Source organism: Streptomyces sp. NPDC050610, from assembly GCF_040654875.1.
Taxonomy (GTDB): Bacteria; Actinomycetota; Actinomycetes; order Streptomycetales; family Streptomycetaceae; genus Streptomyces.
The window spans coordinates 97,153-111,800 of record NZ_JBFAIV010000006.1; the positions used below are offsets into that span (position 1 = coordinate 97,153).

Annotated in this window: 13 protein-coding genes; 9 read left to right on the forward strand and 4 right to left on the reverse strand. The window is 69.7% G+C overall.

Translation table 11 applies throughout. The features are described 5' to 3' along the window. Window positions 1-108 precede the first annotated feature (108 nt). The 4 genes from AB0I22_RS09820 to AB0I22_RS09835 all read right to left on the reverse strand — a co-directional run bounded on the left by AB0I22_RS09820 (window position 109) and on the right by AB0I22_RS09835 (window position 6,424). Window positions 109-1,062, reverse strand: a complete 954-nt coding sequence (locus AB0I22_RS09820) for a ricin-type beta-trefoil lectin domain protein (RefSeq protein ID WP_363130176.1) — start codon at window positions 1,060-1,062, stop codon at window positions 109-111. A gap of 169 nt (window positions 1,063-1,231) precedes the next feature. After that, on the reverse strand, window positions 1,232-3,322 hold the full coding sequence (locus tag AB0I22_RS09825) for a hypothetical protein (RefSeq protein WP_363130177.1): 2,091 nt from the start codon (window positions 3,320-3,322) through the stop codon (window positions 1,232-1,234). Between the two features lie 3 nt (window positions 3,323-3,325). Then, on the reverse strand, window positions 3,326-3,457 hold the full coding sequence (locus AB0I22_RS09830; RefSeq protein WP_363130178.1) for a hypothetical protein: 132 nt from the start codon (window positions 3,455-3,457) through the stop codon (window positions 3,326-3,328). Between the two features lie 183 nt (window positions 3,458-3,640). Further along, complete coding sequence (locus AB0I22_RS09835; protein ID WP_363130179.1) at window positions 3,641-6,424, reverse strand: AAA family ATPase; 2,784 nt, start codon at window positions 6,422-6,424, stop codon at window positions 3,641-3,643. A 667-nt stretch (window positions 6,425-7,091) separates the two neighbouring features. On the opposite strand from AB0I22_RS09835, the gene AB0I22_RS09840 reads away from it, so the two are divergent. From AB0I22_RS09840 to AB0I22_RS09880, 9 genes are all read left to right on the forward strand, one after another. Then, entirely contained in the window at window positions 7,092-7,322 is a 231-nt protein-coding gene (locus AB0I22_RS09840) for a helix-turn-helix transcriptional regulator (RefSeq protein ID WP_363130180.1), read from the forward strand. 193 nt (window positions 7,323-7,515) lie between these two features. After that, complete coding sequence (locus AB0I22_RS09845; RefSeq protein ID WP_363130181.1) at window positions 7,516-7,716, forward strand: hypothetical protein; 201 nt, start codon at window positions 7,516-7,518, stop codon at window positions 7,714-7,716. 103 nt (window positions 7,717-7,819) lie between these two features. Next, complete coding sequence (locus tag AB0I22_RS09850; RefSeq protein WP_363130182.1) at window positions 7,820-8,536, forward strand: ABC transporter ATP-binding protein; 717 nt, start codon at window positions 7,820-7,822, stop codon at window positions 8,534-8,536. After that, the gene (locus tag AB0I22_RS09855; RefSeq protein WP_363130183.1) at window positions 8,533-10,065 is read left to right on the forward strand and encodes a hypothetical protein; all 1,533 of its coding nucleotides are present in this window, start codon (window positions 8,533-8,535) and stop codon (window positions 10,063-10,065) included. The genes AB0I22_RS09850 and AB0I22_RS09855 overlap by 4 nt, the downstream gene beginning before the upstream one ends. Beyond that, window positions 10,046-10,279: a hypothetical protein gene (locus tag AB0I22_RS09860; RefSeq protein ID WP_363130184.1), complete on the forward strand. Its 234-nt coding sequence runs from the start codon at window positions 10,046-10,048 to the stop codon at window positions 10,277-10,279. Before AB0I22_RS09855 ends, AB0I22_RS09860 begins: the two co-directional genes overlap by 20 nt. Beyond that, window positions 10,248-10,808 carry a hypothetical protein gene (locus tag AB0I22_RS09865; RefSeq protein WP_363130185.1) on the forward strand — a complete coding sequence of 187 codons (561 nt, stop codon included), beginning with the start codon at window positions 10,248-10,250 and terminating at the stop codon, window positions 10,806-10,808. The genes AB0I22_RS09860 and AB0I22_RS09865 overlap by 32 nt, the downstream gene beginning before the upstream one ends. Window positions 10,809-11,285: 477 nt before the next feature. Beyond that, on the forward strand, window positions 11,286-11,477 hold the full coding sequence (locus AB0I22_RS09870) for a hypothetical protein (protein WP_363130186.1): 192 nt from the start codon (window positions 11,286-11,288) through the stop codon (window positions 11,475-11,477). Next, on the forward strand, window positions 11,474-12,979 hold the full coding sequence (locus AB0I22_RS09875; RefSeq protein WP_363130187.1) for an N-6 DNA methylase: 1,506 nt from the start codon (window positions 11,474-11,476) through the stop codon (window positions 12,977-12,979). Before AB0I22_RS09870 ends, AB0I22_RS09875 begins: the two co-directional genes overlap by 4 nt. Then, window positions 12,979-14,295, forward strand: coding sequence for a hypothetical protein (locus AB0I22_RS09880; protein WP_363130188.1), 1,317 nt, complete (start codon window positions 12,979-12,981; stop codon window positions 14,293-14,295). The genes AB0I22_RS09875 and AB0I22_RS09880 overlap by 1 nt, the downstream gene beginning before the upstream one ends. Window positions 14,296-14,648 lie beyond the last annotated feature (353 nt).

Consider the following 14,648-nt stretch of genomic DNA (forward strand, 5'->3'; position numbering starts at 1 on the left):
ACACGACTCGGCCCCGGCGGGGATTCCCCGCCGGGGCCGATGGTCTCTACCGGAGTGCTGTCGGACCGAAGTGCCGACGGACCGGAGTGCCGACGGACCGGAGTGCGCTCAGATGCGCCAGCGGCTCTCGCCGTCGTCGCACTTCTGGAGGATCAGCCGCCGGTCGTTGTTCTCCGGCTTGTCCTTGGCGCCGACCGTGACGCACAGGCCGTGGCTGGCGAAATTGCGGATGTGCACGGTGCCGCCCCCGGCCGGTTCGAACCACCACAGTTGGTTGTCCTTGAACGAGTCGGTGCAGGGCGCCTCGATGAGCTTGGTGCCCGCCGGCATCGCGCCGAACATCGGCACATCCAGGCAGAGGCCGTCCTTCGCATTGTCGATCAGCACGAGGTCGGAGCCGCCGGGGCCCTTGCCCTTGTGGTAGACCCGGACGTCCCACAACTGGTTGTCGTTGTCGGTCCCGTCGCACTGGTACTGGTTGACGGGCGTGTTCTGCGAACCGGGGCCGTTGCCAGGGATGTCCATGCACAGGCCGGTGGAGAAGTTCCGCAGCAGCGTCTTGGGGGTGTCGACCAGGGACTGCGACCGGAACACCATCTCCTTCGGCTGGACGGGGCCCGCCTTCTTGAGCTTCTTTTCCTGCTCTTTCCTCTTCTCCGCCGCCGTCTTCGGCTTCGCGGACGGCGTGCCGGCGCTCTTCGGCTCGGTCCCCGTGCCGACCGATGTCTGGGGCGGCGGGTCCTGGGTGTGCGTGGGCGCGGGCGTCCGCGTCGGCTTCGGGTCGGCCGTGTGCGGCGCGGGCGTGTGTACGCGCAGCTCGCGTTCCTTCGCCGTCTGCTCGGCCGCGAGCCGCACCTTCTTGTCGTGCTCGTCCGCCTGGTAGGTGCGCCACGCGCCGACTCCCAGGGTGGCGCCCGCGGCGAGGGCCAGCACGGCCGTCGCGCCGGCGATCCGGGTGCCCACGCGGGTGCGCTCTCCCGGCTGCTGCGAACTCGTGGTCAGTGCGGAGGCGAACCGTGCCCGCCGCCGCCGTTTCGCATCGTCCTGTTCAGTATCGCTCAAGGCCCGTTTCCCAACTCCCAGAAGCTGCGACAGTAGATGTGCGGGTGGGCCCTGGTCCGCCCTGCCCGCTGCTCCCCCGGTCAGTGAATCACCGGCGGCAGCGCGCGGGGCCGGTCCGTGGGCGGTGTGAGCGCGTGATGAGCAAGAGTTGAACAGCTCTGATCCGCCCTCACCGGGTTACCGATCCGTACAGTTCGCGCTCGCGCAGCAGCTCCGCCGCCCTCGTCAGCGCGGCGGACAGCCGCCGCCGGTAGGTGCTGAAGGACAGCGCCGCCCTGCTCGCGGCGGCCTGCTGGCTGCGCGGCCCGCTCAGGTAGGTGATCTCCAGGACGTCGGCCAGCTGCCGCTGCCCGGGCAGCGCGCGCAGTTGCGCCACGGTCTCGGTCAGCGCCGCGCGCAGCGCCGCGGCGTCCGCGCCGGGCGCCACCAGCCGGGTGCCCAGCAGCGCGCTCTCGGCGAGCTGGCGCGGGTCCAGCGCGCTGCGGTAGGCGTGCTTGACGGCGTCCGCGAACTCCGGCCAGGGCATGGGGGGCGCGGTGGCGGCGGTGGCGGGCGCGGGCAGCGCCGCGGGGTCGTCGGCCAGCAGCCGGGTGCGCAGCGCCGCCGCCCAGCGGTCGAAGGACGCGCTGCGCCAGTCCTGTACGTACGCCGCGAGCTCGCCGTCCGGGCCGTCGGCGGGGGCCGTGCGCTGCTGCCCGTACAGCTCCAGCAGCGTGGCGAGCGCCTGCTGGCCGGGGGCCGTGTACGTCCAGCTCATCGCCAGACCTGGCGTGGTGGCCCACAGTGTGGTCAGCGCGTAGCCGGCCGCCACCGCGCTGCCGGTGCTCCAGCGCGCCAGCAGCAGCCGCTCGCTGCGCCGCAGCGGCGACCGGCCGGCCGCGTGCTCCAGCGCGGCGTGCGCCATCGGGTCGTCGGGCAGCCCGGTGGCGCCGGCCTCCAGGCAGGGGGCGACGAGCGCGCCGACGATCTGGTGGCGGCCGTTCTCGGCGACGGTGAAGGCCGCGGGCTGCTGGTCCCACCACTGCCGGGCCAGGCGGCCGGCGGCCGTGCCGTGCTCCCGCTCGACGGCGGACAGCACCGCGTCCAGGTCCGCGGGGCGGGCGGTCCGCAACTGGAGGCGGTCCGCGCCCTGCCAGTCCGCGGCCTCCCGCGCGATCCGGTTCGTACGGCCCAGATAGGCGAGGCCCGCGCCGAACGCCCAGCGCCCGCCGCCGCGCTCCGCCAGCCGCTCGGCCAGGTGCGCGTGCAGCCGGCGGAAGAGCCGCTCGTACGTCTCCAGGCCGCGCCAGCGCAGGTCGGCCAGGAGGGCTTCCCGTACGAGCTCGTGCGGGACCAGGCCGTCGGCGGTGCTGTGCACGAACGACTGGCAGCTCAGCCAGGCGCACAGGGTACGGGCCTCGGCGGCCGGTATCTCCAGCGCGTGCCGCACCAGTTCCTCGGTGGTGACGCGGGCGAGCGCCAGTACGTGGAGGGCGTCGGACCGGTCCGGCGACGGGACCTCGCGCAGCAGCAGCCGCAGCAGTTCGCGCACCAGGTCGGGGGAGTCGCTCAGTTCGCCGCCCTGGTACGGCTCCTCGGACCGGGTGGCGCGTTCGCGCGCGTCGGCGAAGAGGGCCAGGGCCAGCGGCAGTCCGTGCGCGGCCCGTACGAGCTCGGGGACGGCCGACTCGGCGACGTCCCGGTTGCGCAGCAGCTGCGCGGCCTCGGCGTCGTCCATGCCGTCCAGTTCCATGCTGCGCAGCGCGTGCCACCACTGGGCGTCGGTGCGCCACTCGGCCGACGGGGGGCGCCGGCCGCCGACCACGAGCAGGACGTGGGCGGGCATGCGGGGCAGGAACTCGTCGCGCAGCCACTGCTCCAAGGGGCCCAGCGACTCCGCCGAGTCGATCAGCAGGACGTGCGCCTCCTGGGGCGGTCCCTGCGCCTCCAGCGCGGCCAGGAACGCTTCGGGCGTCGGGTCCGTGCCGCGCATGTCGACCGAGCGGGCGGTCCTGCCGTGCGCCTCGGCCTCGTCCGCGAACCGGCGCAGCAGGGTGGTCTTGCCGACGCCGCCCATGCCGTGCAGCCACACCACGAAGCAGCCGCGCCGGTCGCTGAGCAGCAGCTCCCGCAGCAGCCGCAGTTCGGCGACCCGGCCGGTGAAGACCCGTCTGCGCAGTGTCGCGAGCAGGTCTCCGTGGGAGTCGGCGGGGGTGGGGGTCCGGGGGAGGGGCGTGAGAGGCGTGGGCGTGACGGGCAGGGGGGTGGAGGGCGTCCGCATCGGCTATCCGTTGAGCCGCTGGCTGCCGTCGGTGCGGGGGCGGGGGCCGCTGGGGGCGCCGGTGGCCGTCCCGCGGGCCGGCGCCTGCTGGGCCGGGGACTCCGCGAGGCCCGGCAGAACCACCTGAGTGATCATCGAGCCTGTTTCCTGCTTTCGGGCATTCGAGCTTTCGGGCATGGGGCATTCGGGCATTCGAGCTGGTACACGTTTGACCGTGATGGAGCGTGACTACCGACGATGCCGCCGCCGAGTGGCCTGCGCATCGGTGAAGACTACGTATACCGGAGCCGGTCGATTACGTAATTCCGTTTCGGGTGGTCACAGAGACAACTCGCGCAAATGCCGACGCGAGGATATGCCCAATTTGCGGTAGATGTTGCGCAGATGGGTGTCGATCGTGCGCGGGCTGAGGAAGAGCATCGCCGCCACTTCCTTGGACGTCGCACCGGCGGCGACCTTCCCGGCGATGATCCGCTCCTGCGCCGTGAGCTGCCCCAGCGGGTCCTCGCTGTGCGGGCGCGGCCGGGCCCCGATGGCGCGCAGCCCCCGGGCCGCGCGCTCGGCGAAGCCGCGCGCACCCATGGCCGACAGCAGATCGTGGGCCGCCCGCAGTTCGGCCCGGGCTTCGGGCCGCCGGTTCTCGCGGCGCAGCCACTCCCCGTACGTCATCCGGGCGCGGGCGTACAGCACCCGCACCCGGGTGCGGGCGAACTGGTCGATGGCCTCCCGGTACAGCGCCTCGGTGTCCTCGCCTCCGATCCCGCCCCCGTCTTCGCCCTTGCCTCCGTATCCGCCCCTGCCCTCGCGTCTGTCCTCGCCCTTGCCCTCGCGTCCGCCCTCGCCCCGGCCGAGGAGGGCGCGGGCCTGTAGCCACTCGGCGACGGCCCACGGGACGGGGTTCTCACGGGCCAGCGCCTCCAGGTGATCCAGGGCCGCGGCGGCCTCCTTGCCGCGGCCGACATGCGCGGCGGCCTCGACCAGCTCGGAGTTGACGGCCCAGATCGAGTACGAACCGTCCCGCTGCCGCTGCCGCGCCTCCAGCGCGGCCTCCAGCGCCGCCTCGTGGTTGCCGAGCCCGTTGTGCAGCACCGCCCGCGAGTAGTGCTCCGCGGCGGTCTCGAACGGCCGCCCGCCGCTGCCCAGCAGCGACTGGACCTCCCGGTAGCGGTCGACGTCGCCGCCGAACGCGATGCAGACCAGCTCGGCCCCCAGGAGCGGGGCCGTGCCCGCGGCCTCGTCGACCGCCTTCGCCTCGCCGATACTGGCGGCGGCCTCCGCGAACCGGCCGACCGAGACCCTGGCGATCGCCTGGTAGCGCAGCGCCTGCGGCAGTATGGCCAGCGCGCCCTGCCGGCGGGCCGCCTTCACCTGCCGGTTCGTGAGCTTCTCCATCAGCGCGTCGTCGCGGAGGTCGATGACGAGCTGGCAGGCCAGGTTCATCCGCAGCGGCCCCGTCGACGGCCCCGCGGAGTCGCGGCACGCAGCCACGGCCCCGAGCATCGCGGGCACCGCCTCCTCGACGGGCAGCGTGTTCTGGTCCAGCAGGGCGTCGAGCAGCAGATCGACGGGGCGCGCCGGCACCCGCCGCGGGGCCCGCTCCCGGATGCGGGCGCCGAGCTGCTGAAGGCCGCCCGGCTCGTTGGCGTTGTACATGAACGACGCGAAGGCCTCCAGATAGGTCTCCCTGGCCCGGTCGGGGTCCAGGCCCTCCGCGATGTCGACGAGCGCGGCCGTCGCCTTCGGGGTGCGGCCCAACTGGTAGTCGACCCGCGCGCGCAGCAGCCGCGCCTCCGCGCTGCCGCCGGCGTCCGTCGACCGGTGCTCGGTACGGGCCACCAGTGCGCGGGCGGCGGCCGGCGCACCGGCCTGCAACCGCAACTGCGCAGCGCCCAGCAGCCGGCCGGCCTGCCGGTCGGCCGCGGGCGTCAACTGCCCCGCCTGCTCCATGAACGCAGCGGCCGCGGCGAACCCGCCGCGCAGCCGCGCCCGGTCGGCGGACCGCTCCAGCTCCGCGGCGACGTCCTCGTCGGCCTCCACCACGGCATGCGCCCGGTGCCACGCCCGGCGGTCGGCATCGGCCTCGGGATCGGTCGCCTCGGCGAGCGCCCCGTGCACCCGCCGCCGCAGACCCGGCGTGGCCGCGGCGTACACCGCCGAGCGTACGAGCGGATGCCGGAATCGCAGCCGCGGTCCGAGGGTCAAGAGCCCCGCGTTCTCCGCCAGGTCGAGCCCGGCGGCGTCCAGGTCCAGCAGCGCCGCCGCGCGCCGCAGCAGCCCGAGATCGCCGACCGGCTCCGCCGCGGCGAGCACCACCAGCGTCCGCGTGGTGGACGGCAACCGGTCGAGGCGGCGTACGAACTGCTCCTCCAGCGCGCCGACCACACCGGCCCGCGCCCGTAGCGGCCGGGCCACCCCGAACGGCCCGGTGTCATGCGCGAACTCCAGCAGCGCCAGCGGATTGCCGTGCGCCTCGGCCAGAATCCGGTCGAACACCTCGCAGTCCAGCCCGGCGTGCGTCACCGCCCCCAGCACCGCCCGCGCGTCCTCGTCGCCCAGCCCCGTCAGCGGCAGCCGCGGCAGATCCGCGAGCCCGGACTCCGCGCCCGCCTCCCGCGTGGCGAACACCACCGCGATCCGCTCCAGCGCCACCCGCCGCGCCACGAAGACCAGCGCCCGCCGCGAGGCGTCGTCGGCCCACTGCGCGTCGTCCAGCACGCAGCACACCGGCCGCTCCTCGGCCACCTCGTTCAGCAGCCCGAGCACCGCCAGCCCGACCGTCAGCGGGTCCGGCGACGTCTGCTCCCCGAGCCCGAACACCGCCTCCAGGGCATCCCGTCGCACCGCCGGAAGCCCGAACCGGAAATTCAGAAAGGGCGCGCACAACTGATGCAGCGCCGCGTACGGCAGATCCCGCTCGAACTCGGCTCCGGCCCCCCGCAGCACCGCGAACCCGTCCAGCCCTCCCACGGCGGCCTGGAGCAACGCCGACTTTCCGACGCCCGCCTCCCCAGTCACCACGAGAACCCCGCCGCGCCCGGCGGCGGCCGAGGTCAGCAGCCGATCGATCTCGAACCGCTCCCTCTCCCGGGCAACGAGCTGCATCGGAGTCTGCCTCCCCTATCAGTGTTAGAGCCTCTAACGCCTTCGAATCGTGATGAGTTAGGGATAGTTTTGTCAACTCGGGCACCAGAAAAGTGCAAATGGGCGCGGGTGCGGCGAACGCGCCTGCCCGAACGGGCGGCTGCCGGCGGATGCGTGAAGCGGGCCCGTACGCACACCGGTCTCACCGCTGCGCCCATATCCGGTACGGCCGACTTCTCGGGGGCCAATTACCCTCGTAAACCCGCCGGTTCGCAGGGTCCCGCCTGGCCGCGAGACCGCCTCGACCGCAGCGATGCGGGCCGCGACGAACTCAAGCGACGCCCCGTGGAACCGACCTGTGCGACTTTCCGGCAACTGCGCGGCAGCTAAAGGGTTTTCAGAGGGGTGAGGCTCCATTCCCAGAATTCCTCCCCTGCGGACCACTCCTCGCGGCGCACACTCAGAGCCGCGAGGGACTTTGCGTTATCTTGACCCTTTGTTGGGCTGTGGCTAAGGTGACAGCCATGATCGGCGGCTCTGACCAAGCCGCTCAGGTCGTGTCGGGCGGAACGGGGGCGGGCAGTTGGCTTCCGCGATGGGGGGATCGAGATTGAACCTGTCATTAGACAGAGAGAAAGACGGGGGCGGTGGCCGCGCGGCGGCCCATTTCTGTGGAGCGCCGCCATGGGTGCGTGAAGCGGACCTGTCTCTGCTGACCGTGCGGGAACGGGAAGTCCTCTTCGCGCTGGGCGACTGCCTTTCGAACGCCGCTATAGCGAACCGCTGGTTCGTGGCGGAACGGACGGTCAAGAAGCACGTGACCAGCGTCTTCATCAAACTGGGGATATCCTCTCGCGCGGAAGCGGCCGTTATCGCGACGTACAGCAAGTTCGCCGAAAGGTGCCCTTCAGGACACTAGTCCCCCTTCCGGGGACATGGAATCTTCACTGGGTCAACATCAACTACAGGGGAGAACCACTGTGTCCGCGTCAACTCTGGTAAGCGATTCCGAAATCTCCGCCCAGCCGGTATCAGCGAAGGCCGCCAACGCTTTCACGTCCGCGTCGATCGGCGCGTACGTGGCCGCGACGACTGCGCCCGAGCGCGCTCTCTTGTCGATCAGATCGAAGGTCGACAAGGGGCTCGTCCGCTATGACGCCTGGTTCCTGATATTCACCGCCGTCGTCCTCGGGCTGGGCGCCACCATCTTCGCCGGGCTGGTCGTGTGGTGCGTGGTGAAGCAGCACAAGAAATTCTCCGGCTCCTGGTCCTTCAAGAACTGGGGCCTGAAGGTCAGCGCCGAATGCAAGTAGCCGCCTGACGGCGGTATGCGCAAGGCGCCCAGGAAACCCGCCGGAATCCGGGCTTCCTGGGCGCCGCCCTGATCGACGGACTCGTTAAAGGACCTACGCGACAGTGTCTCTCCTGAATGTCAAAGACGTCAGCTATTCCTACGACGGAACTGTCAACGTCCTGCTGGACGTGTCCTTCACGGTCGAGGAAGGCACGATCGTCGGTCTGGTGGGGCCCAACGGCTCCGGAAAGTCCACGCTGATCAAGAACATATTCGACCTGGTACGCCTCCAGGCCGGCTCCATCCGTATCGGCGGCCATGAGCACGCCCGCCCCGAAGCGAAGAAGCTGGGCATGTACCTGTCCAGCAACGACTACCTTCCCGAATTCCTCACCGCCCGCGAGTACATCACCATGATGGGCAAGCTGTTCGGCCTCGACGTCGACCACGACGAAGCCGCCGGCCTGTTCCGGAAATTCTCCATGGACGGCCGCTACGACGACCTCATCGAGGACTACTCGCACGGCATGCGCAAGAAGACGCAACTGGTCTCCGCGCTCGTCGTCCGCCCCCCGCTGGCCGTCATCGACGAGACCCTCAACGGCATCGACCTCGAAGCGCTGCACTTCGCCGAGCGCGAGTTCCGGCGCGTCCGCGACGAGGGCCGCTCGATCCTGCTGTGCACGCACGACTTCGCCGTGCTGGAGCGGCTGGCCGACCGCACCCTCTTCCTCGACCTCGGCCGTGTGGTGTACGACGAGCCGACGAAGGACCTGGTCGAGGAACACGGCTCGCTGGACGCCATGGTGTTCGACTACCTCGAAACGTTCCAGCGGTGACGGCGGTACGGCTGCGCCAGTCCGCGACCCTGGCCCGGATGCTCCTCGTCTTCTTCCGCCGCCGCGTCCTACGGGCCGGAGCCTTCAAAACCGCCCCGGTCAGAGTGTTCGCGGCGGTGGCGGGGGCGCTGCTCCTGGCCGCCATGTGCACCGGCTCCTACTTCTTCCTGCGCCCGCTCGCCGGCGAAGCGGCCGTGTGGCGGCTGCTGTTCGACACCTCCACGGTCTCCCTCCTGCTGTGGGTGCAGATCGCGTTCCTGCTGGTGAAGGTGTTGTTCATCAACGCCGAAGGCATGCTCCAGCTCAGCTACCAGCTACCGGTCACCAACCGCGAACGCTCCACGGCCTTTCTCCTGTACGAAGCGGCGATGACCGCCACCGTGGCCTCCGTCGGCCTCGTCTCGCTCGCCGTGAGCGCGCTCATCATCCTCGGCCCGTCCGCGCTCGGCTACATCACCGCCTCGATCGTCCTCCCCGCCGCCCTCACCTACCTGACGCTGTCCGTCCTCTACCAGTCGCTGAACCGGCTGTGGAGGCTCATCGGGCTCAGCCGGATGTCGGGCGTCCTCAACGTCCTCGCCCTGTTCGCGCTGCTGGCGTACTACGCCGCCCGGATGACGCCGATGATCCAGGACTTCTCCGGCGCCTACCTGAGCGGGCGGACGGCGTACACGTGGGCCACGTCGGTCTCCTGGGCCTGGCACGAACACGGTCCCTGGTCGGCCCTGGCCGGCGCGACGGCACTCGCGGCCGTACTCGTGGCCCTGACCTTCGCGCTCGCCCCCAACCAGCACGTACGCCAGTCCCGCTACGTGAAACTCCCCGGCAGCGTACGGCTGCGAGGCGTCCTCGGCCCGTACGACTGGTGCCTGCTGCGCAGCGCGCAGACCGTGGCCGCCGCCGCCATGGCACTTGCCTTTTTCATCTACCTGCTGCTCGCCAAACCCTCGGTGAACCCCCTCTGGGGCCTGGCCGCCCTGTCCTTCGGCGGCCTCTACCAGTTCACCGCCACCCAGCGGCTGCGCACACTGCCCGGCGCCCGCGAGCCCGCCTGGCGGGTCTACGCCCGGCTCATCAGGGCCCAACTGGTACTGCTCACCGTCTTCGCCGTACCCGCCCTCGCCGTCACAGCCGCCTGCGCCCCCGGCCGACTCCCGTCCAGCGGACTGCCGCTGGCCTCCTGCCTGGGCGGAGCGGCCATGACCACCTGCGTCAGCATCGTGTTCCCCGCGGAGAAGGACAACCCGCTCTCTGTCTTCCTGGGCCTCTCGGTGGTCTTCGTCGTCGCGGGCGTGTCAGTGATCGGACTGGGCCTGCTCAACCTCCCGCCCTGGGCGGTAGTGACCTGCCTGACCGGGGCGTTCACCGCGTTCGTCTGGTACGCGGTGCAAGGAATCCACACCAACGAGTCGAGGAGAAGGAATGTTCAAGGCACGCTCGGTACTGAAGCCCGCCATAGGGGCCGCGCTGCTGACACTGGGCACCGCGGCGGCGGTCCTGCTCACCCTCATGTTCTCGACCGGCACTGACGAGATCGTCGAACGAAAGGCGTTCTTCGGCTCGCTGATCTTCGAGACGGTCAAAAAGAACGACGGCGCCCTGGGCATCACCACCGGCGTAGAGAACCCGCTCCCCCTCATAGCCCTGTTCCTCGTCCTCACCGCCGTCCTGACGATGATCCAGACCATCTACCGCGGATTGAAGCAACGCCGTGAGCAGCTCCTCAACGCACCCGGCAACTGACCTGAAACCCCACACCGCAGCCCGCGCGGTCGCCGCCCAGGTCTGGCCCCTACTGACCCTGGCCGCCACCCTCCTGGCCGCCGCCCTGACCTGGCAGGCCCACTCCGGCGACCCCGTACCAGCCGCCATGGCATGGAAACTCCTCGCCAAACCAGCCGCCTTCGGCCTAGTAGCCTCATTCGCCCTCCACGAATCGGCCCACGTCCTCGTCCTCAACCGCATCGCCACGGTCACCCACATCACCCTCGAACGCACCGCCTGGCGCACATCAGTGATCCCCCACGGCACGATGACCACCCGCCAGACGGCGACGGTGGCCGCGGCGGGCCCTCTCGCCTGCGCCGTAGCGGGCGCCCTCCTATGGCTCTCCGGTCTGGACCGCCCGCTGTCGTACTGGTACCTGGCCCACTTGGCGTTCCTCCTGCCGCCGTTCGGCGACGGCAGGGCGCTGTGGCGAAGCTTCCGGAGGCCGCCGTCGGCCCGAGAGACGAACGCCCCGCCCCGCGCCCCGGCACACAGCACCGACTGACCCTCGAATCTCTTGCAAGCACAGTGCCGACAAGGCGCGGCCACTTGTGCGTGGTCAGGACGAGCGTGCGGCCGGGAGTTCCAGTCAGAGCCCCGTCGGCCGTCGGTTCGGAAGTGAGGAGTTCCGCGCGCGGGCGCAGACCGGTCGGGGCGTGGAGGGCGGCAGGAGGGGAGTGCACCAGCCGACTCCCATGCACTCCTCGGTGCGGAGCTGCTGGGCCAAGGCTTGTTGACCAACTCATCCCGGTTGTGGGGCGAACGCTCGACCCGTCTCCCTCTTACCGATCCACTGCCTGGAACCCCAAACGGAGTGCACTTGCCCGGGGCCTCTGTCTCTTGGGCGCGCTCCTAAGGAAATCCCAAAAGGCGTGCACCATGCGGCACGTGGCCTGTGTCTTCTACTGTTCTTTCTGAAGCCGGGGATTACGCGACTCGCTCGCCCACTGAGAGATCCCCTTCGACCTCAGGAAGGAACCACGTGCAGTTGAGACTGATGTACGTGATCATCGCGGTCCTCATGGCACTTGTCGTCGCTGCAGCCGGCAGCTTCGTGACCGTCATGGAAGGAGGGCGCCTCACTGCGGCCCTGAAAACCGGGGCGTTCACCTTCGCCGGCGCCCTGTCGCTCCTCATCGTGATTATGGGAGCCCTGGGAGTGGTGGGCTCGTGAACGACGCCGAGGCCCTTCGAGGGCGCGCGCAGACCCAGCACCCCTCCTCGGTCGACCAGGCGCTCGTGAAGGTGCGCCAACGCCTCACGAAGCTCTCACGGCTCATGAACACCCCCGACGCGACACGGCTCGTCCTCGGCCTGCTGTACCTGAGCCGAGCCCCGCGTGCCGCCTCCGTGCCCGGCGTACCGACATGGTCGTGGTTGCTGAGTCAGTCGGCAGGGCTCGATTCGGGAATTCGAGTCGCCGTGACCAAATGCCTGGCTCACTGGCTCCCCGCGATCGAGGACCGGGACGCCGGCGCGGGCACGGTGAGTCTCGTGCCTGTTCCACCTGTTGGCTCCGAAAGACTGCTGCATGCTCTCATCCGTGACATCGGATCCGCCCAGCAGGTCGGTCCCCTACTCGATCAGTGCCTACGCGACCTCTCGGCGGCCCAGGCCGACGGCAGCAATTACTTCACACCGGGCGACATGGCCCGTCTCATGGTCGGTGCGGCCGTCCCTCAGGACGGAGACAGCGTGCTGGACCCAGTCTGCGGTTCAGGATCGTTGCTGGTCGAGAGTCACCGCTATGTCCACGAACGCGTCGGGTTGAACCCGACCATGTCCCTGCAGGGGAGGGAGCAACATGCTCCCTCCGCACAGGTGGCTCACATGAACTTCGTGGTGCGAGGTATCACGGCTCATATCTTTCCTCCCGGGGACAGCCTTGCGGAGCCCGAACCCGAGCGACACGACGTCATTCTGGCGAACCTCCCCTTCAACCAGCCGAACTGGGTTTCGGAGGACATGACGGAGCACGGCGCCCGCCGATCGGTTCGCCCCGCCCCCACTGACCCCCGATGGCCGGAAGAGCCGCCGCCCCGGGGGTCCGCAAACGCCGCTTGGATCCAGCACATCGTGCACGCAATGGCTCCGTCCGGACGCGCTGTCTTCCTGATGGCCGATACCGTGGCCACCAGCCGACAGACCACCCCTCGAAGGCTCCGCGAACGACTGCTGCGTGACGACATCGTCGAGTGCGTGATCGCCCTGCCGCCTCGGGTGTTCGGTCAATCCAAGGCCACTGCCTGTTTGTGGGTGCTCAACAAAGACAAGCGTGCACGACCCGGCTGGGGCGCCCTGGACCGTTGCAGGCAGGTGCTCTTCATCAACGCGCGGCGAGCTTTCGAGCCGGTGCCGGAGTCGAGAGCACGGCGGCTGGGTGACAAGAACACGGCATCGATTCTGACCACTCTCGCGGCCTGGCGCGGCCTCCCTGAGGCCGGTGCCGCAACGGCGCCGTACAGCGACAGAGCCGGCTGGGCCCGGAGCTGTTCCACGGAGGAGATCGCGGATCGCGCGTACAGCCTGATGCCGACTTCGTACGCTGTCGAGCCTCCCAACCTGGAACGGGACACACGGAGCAGGATCGAGCAACTCAAGTTGGAGTTGGCCGATCAGTTCAACCAGATGCGCGACCTCGAAATCCGGCTGCTGGGCGCTCTGGAGGAGATCTGATGGCAGCCGACTCTCACTTGATAGACGTGGATTCGGCGGCTTGGCCAACGACCTCCATCGAGGTCGAGCGAGCCCACAGGAGCATTTTCACCACCTGCGGCTTCCTGGAGGACGAGACTGGCGATCGGGCTTCAGGAGTCGTCGGCTCGTCACTAGTCCAGGGCGGCAGGATCCTCTCATCCGGGACGAACCATCGCGCGCCGCGTGTTTCCCGGTCCACGCGGGCGACCCTCAGGGAGGGCGACCTGGCCGTCGTACTCGTCAGGCGAGTGGGCGAATCCGCCCTAGTGACCGCTGAACACGAGGGTTGGACAGCGACCAGGTCGGTCGGCATCATCCGCGCTGACACAGACATCGCGCAGTGGTTGCGCATCTGGCTGCAGACGCCCACGGCGAAGGCCCGGATCGACGAGGACGTGACGGCACACGTCGAGCCCACCATCAGTCTCGACACCCTCCGTCATATGCCGTTTCCCCTGCCCTCGCCGGATGTCATTGCCGCCTATAACCGGGCCTTCGGCCTCATTGAGGAGACGGTCTCCGTTTACCGGAGGGCAGCGCGCAAGGCGGTGGAACTGGCCGACGCACTCCACGAGGACTGGTCGTCTTCAGATCCTCCGTGGGAAACACGGTCGCTCGCAAGGGTCGCCAAACTGAAGACAGGCAAAGGTTCCGAACGCTCGCTTCCCCCGTCACAGGCAGAGCCCACCGTCGACGTGGTCGCTCCCAAAGACCTGTACGACCTCCCGGTGCCTCACGTCCCAAGGTTCCGCCTGAGCGGTCCAGCCAATGTGGGCGAGGTACATCCGCCGGGCACCATCATGCTGAGCACCCGTTCCGACGGCGCGTACACCGCTGTCGCGTGCCGACCGGCGGTACCACTCAGAGGCGTGCTGGCCATACGGCCTATCGAGGGTGATGACAGCTGGTGGCTGCTCCACGAACTCAGAAGCCGAAGCGGCGACGTGGCACGGATGGCGCAGGGACAGAACGGCCGGGAGATCTCCGCCCTTGCCCTCAAACGATTGGAGATCACCTGGCCGGACCGGTTCACGCGGGCGGGCTTCCACAGAACGGCTGAGCCCCTGCACGCCGCGGCGCGACTTGCTGGCCGCAAGATCGCGACCCTGCACGCTCTGCGGGACGCGCTCCTAGGTGACATCTCCGCGAAGGCTGGCGTTCTCCGAGAGCCGACGGCTGAACCGGGGGAGCTTGACGCGGGCACTGCTCGCTCCACTGTGGTCCCCCAACCCCGCGAGGGCAGCCTCGGTAATGAGTCGGGATGGATCCCAGAGGAGCGACGGGTACCCGAGTGAGTAGCGTGGAGACATGAACACCGGGCCGCGGCTGAACCGCAGGCTGGACGGCTCGGGATAGCGAGCTCCGCGAAGGCTCGGTGCGGCCCGCTATGCCCATTCCACCGTCGGCATGTGAGGCCACCTCGTGATCGGGCCTACTGAACGGTGGGGGCCGCGCTTGCCACGCGCGATGTGCCCGATGCTCGATGTCGCCGGTGCGCGTCCTCAACAATCCGCTGGAGGCGGAAGGGTAGAAATGAAGGCTGCGGGGCCGTGATGACGACGGGCCCCGCCTCGCCACGTTCGACGGTTGTTCAAGCGCTTGCAGGATCATCACAGGAAGCGGGCCCTCGGCCTGTTCGGGAGGGCAG

Excerpts from the sequence above, each read along its gene's own strand:
- AB0I22_RS09825 (WP_363130177.1), bottom strand. The coding sequence starts at position 3,322 with ATGCGGACGCCCTCCACCCCCCTGCCCGTCACGCCCACGCCTCTCACG.
- AB0I22_RS09830 (WP_363130178.1), bottom strand. The coding sequence starts at position 3,457 with ATGATCACTCAGGTGGTTCTGCCGGGCCTCGCGGAGTCCCCGGCCCAG.
- AB0I22_RS09835 (WP_363130179.1), bottom strand. The coding sequence starts at position 6,424 with ATGCAGCTCGTTGCCCGGGAGAGGGAGCGGTTCGAGATCGATCGGCTG.
- AB0I22_RS09860 (WP_363130184.1), top strand. The coding sequence starts at position 10,046 with ATGTTCTCGACCGGCACTGACGAGATCGTCGAACGAAAGGCGTTCTTC.
- AB0I22_RS09880 (WP_363130188.1), top strand. The coding sequence starts at position 12,979 with ATGGCAGCCGACTCTCACTTGATAGACGTGGATTCGGCGGCTTGGCCA.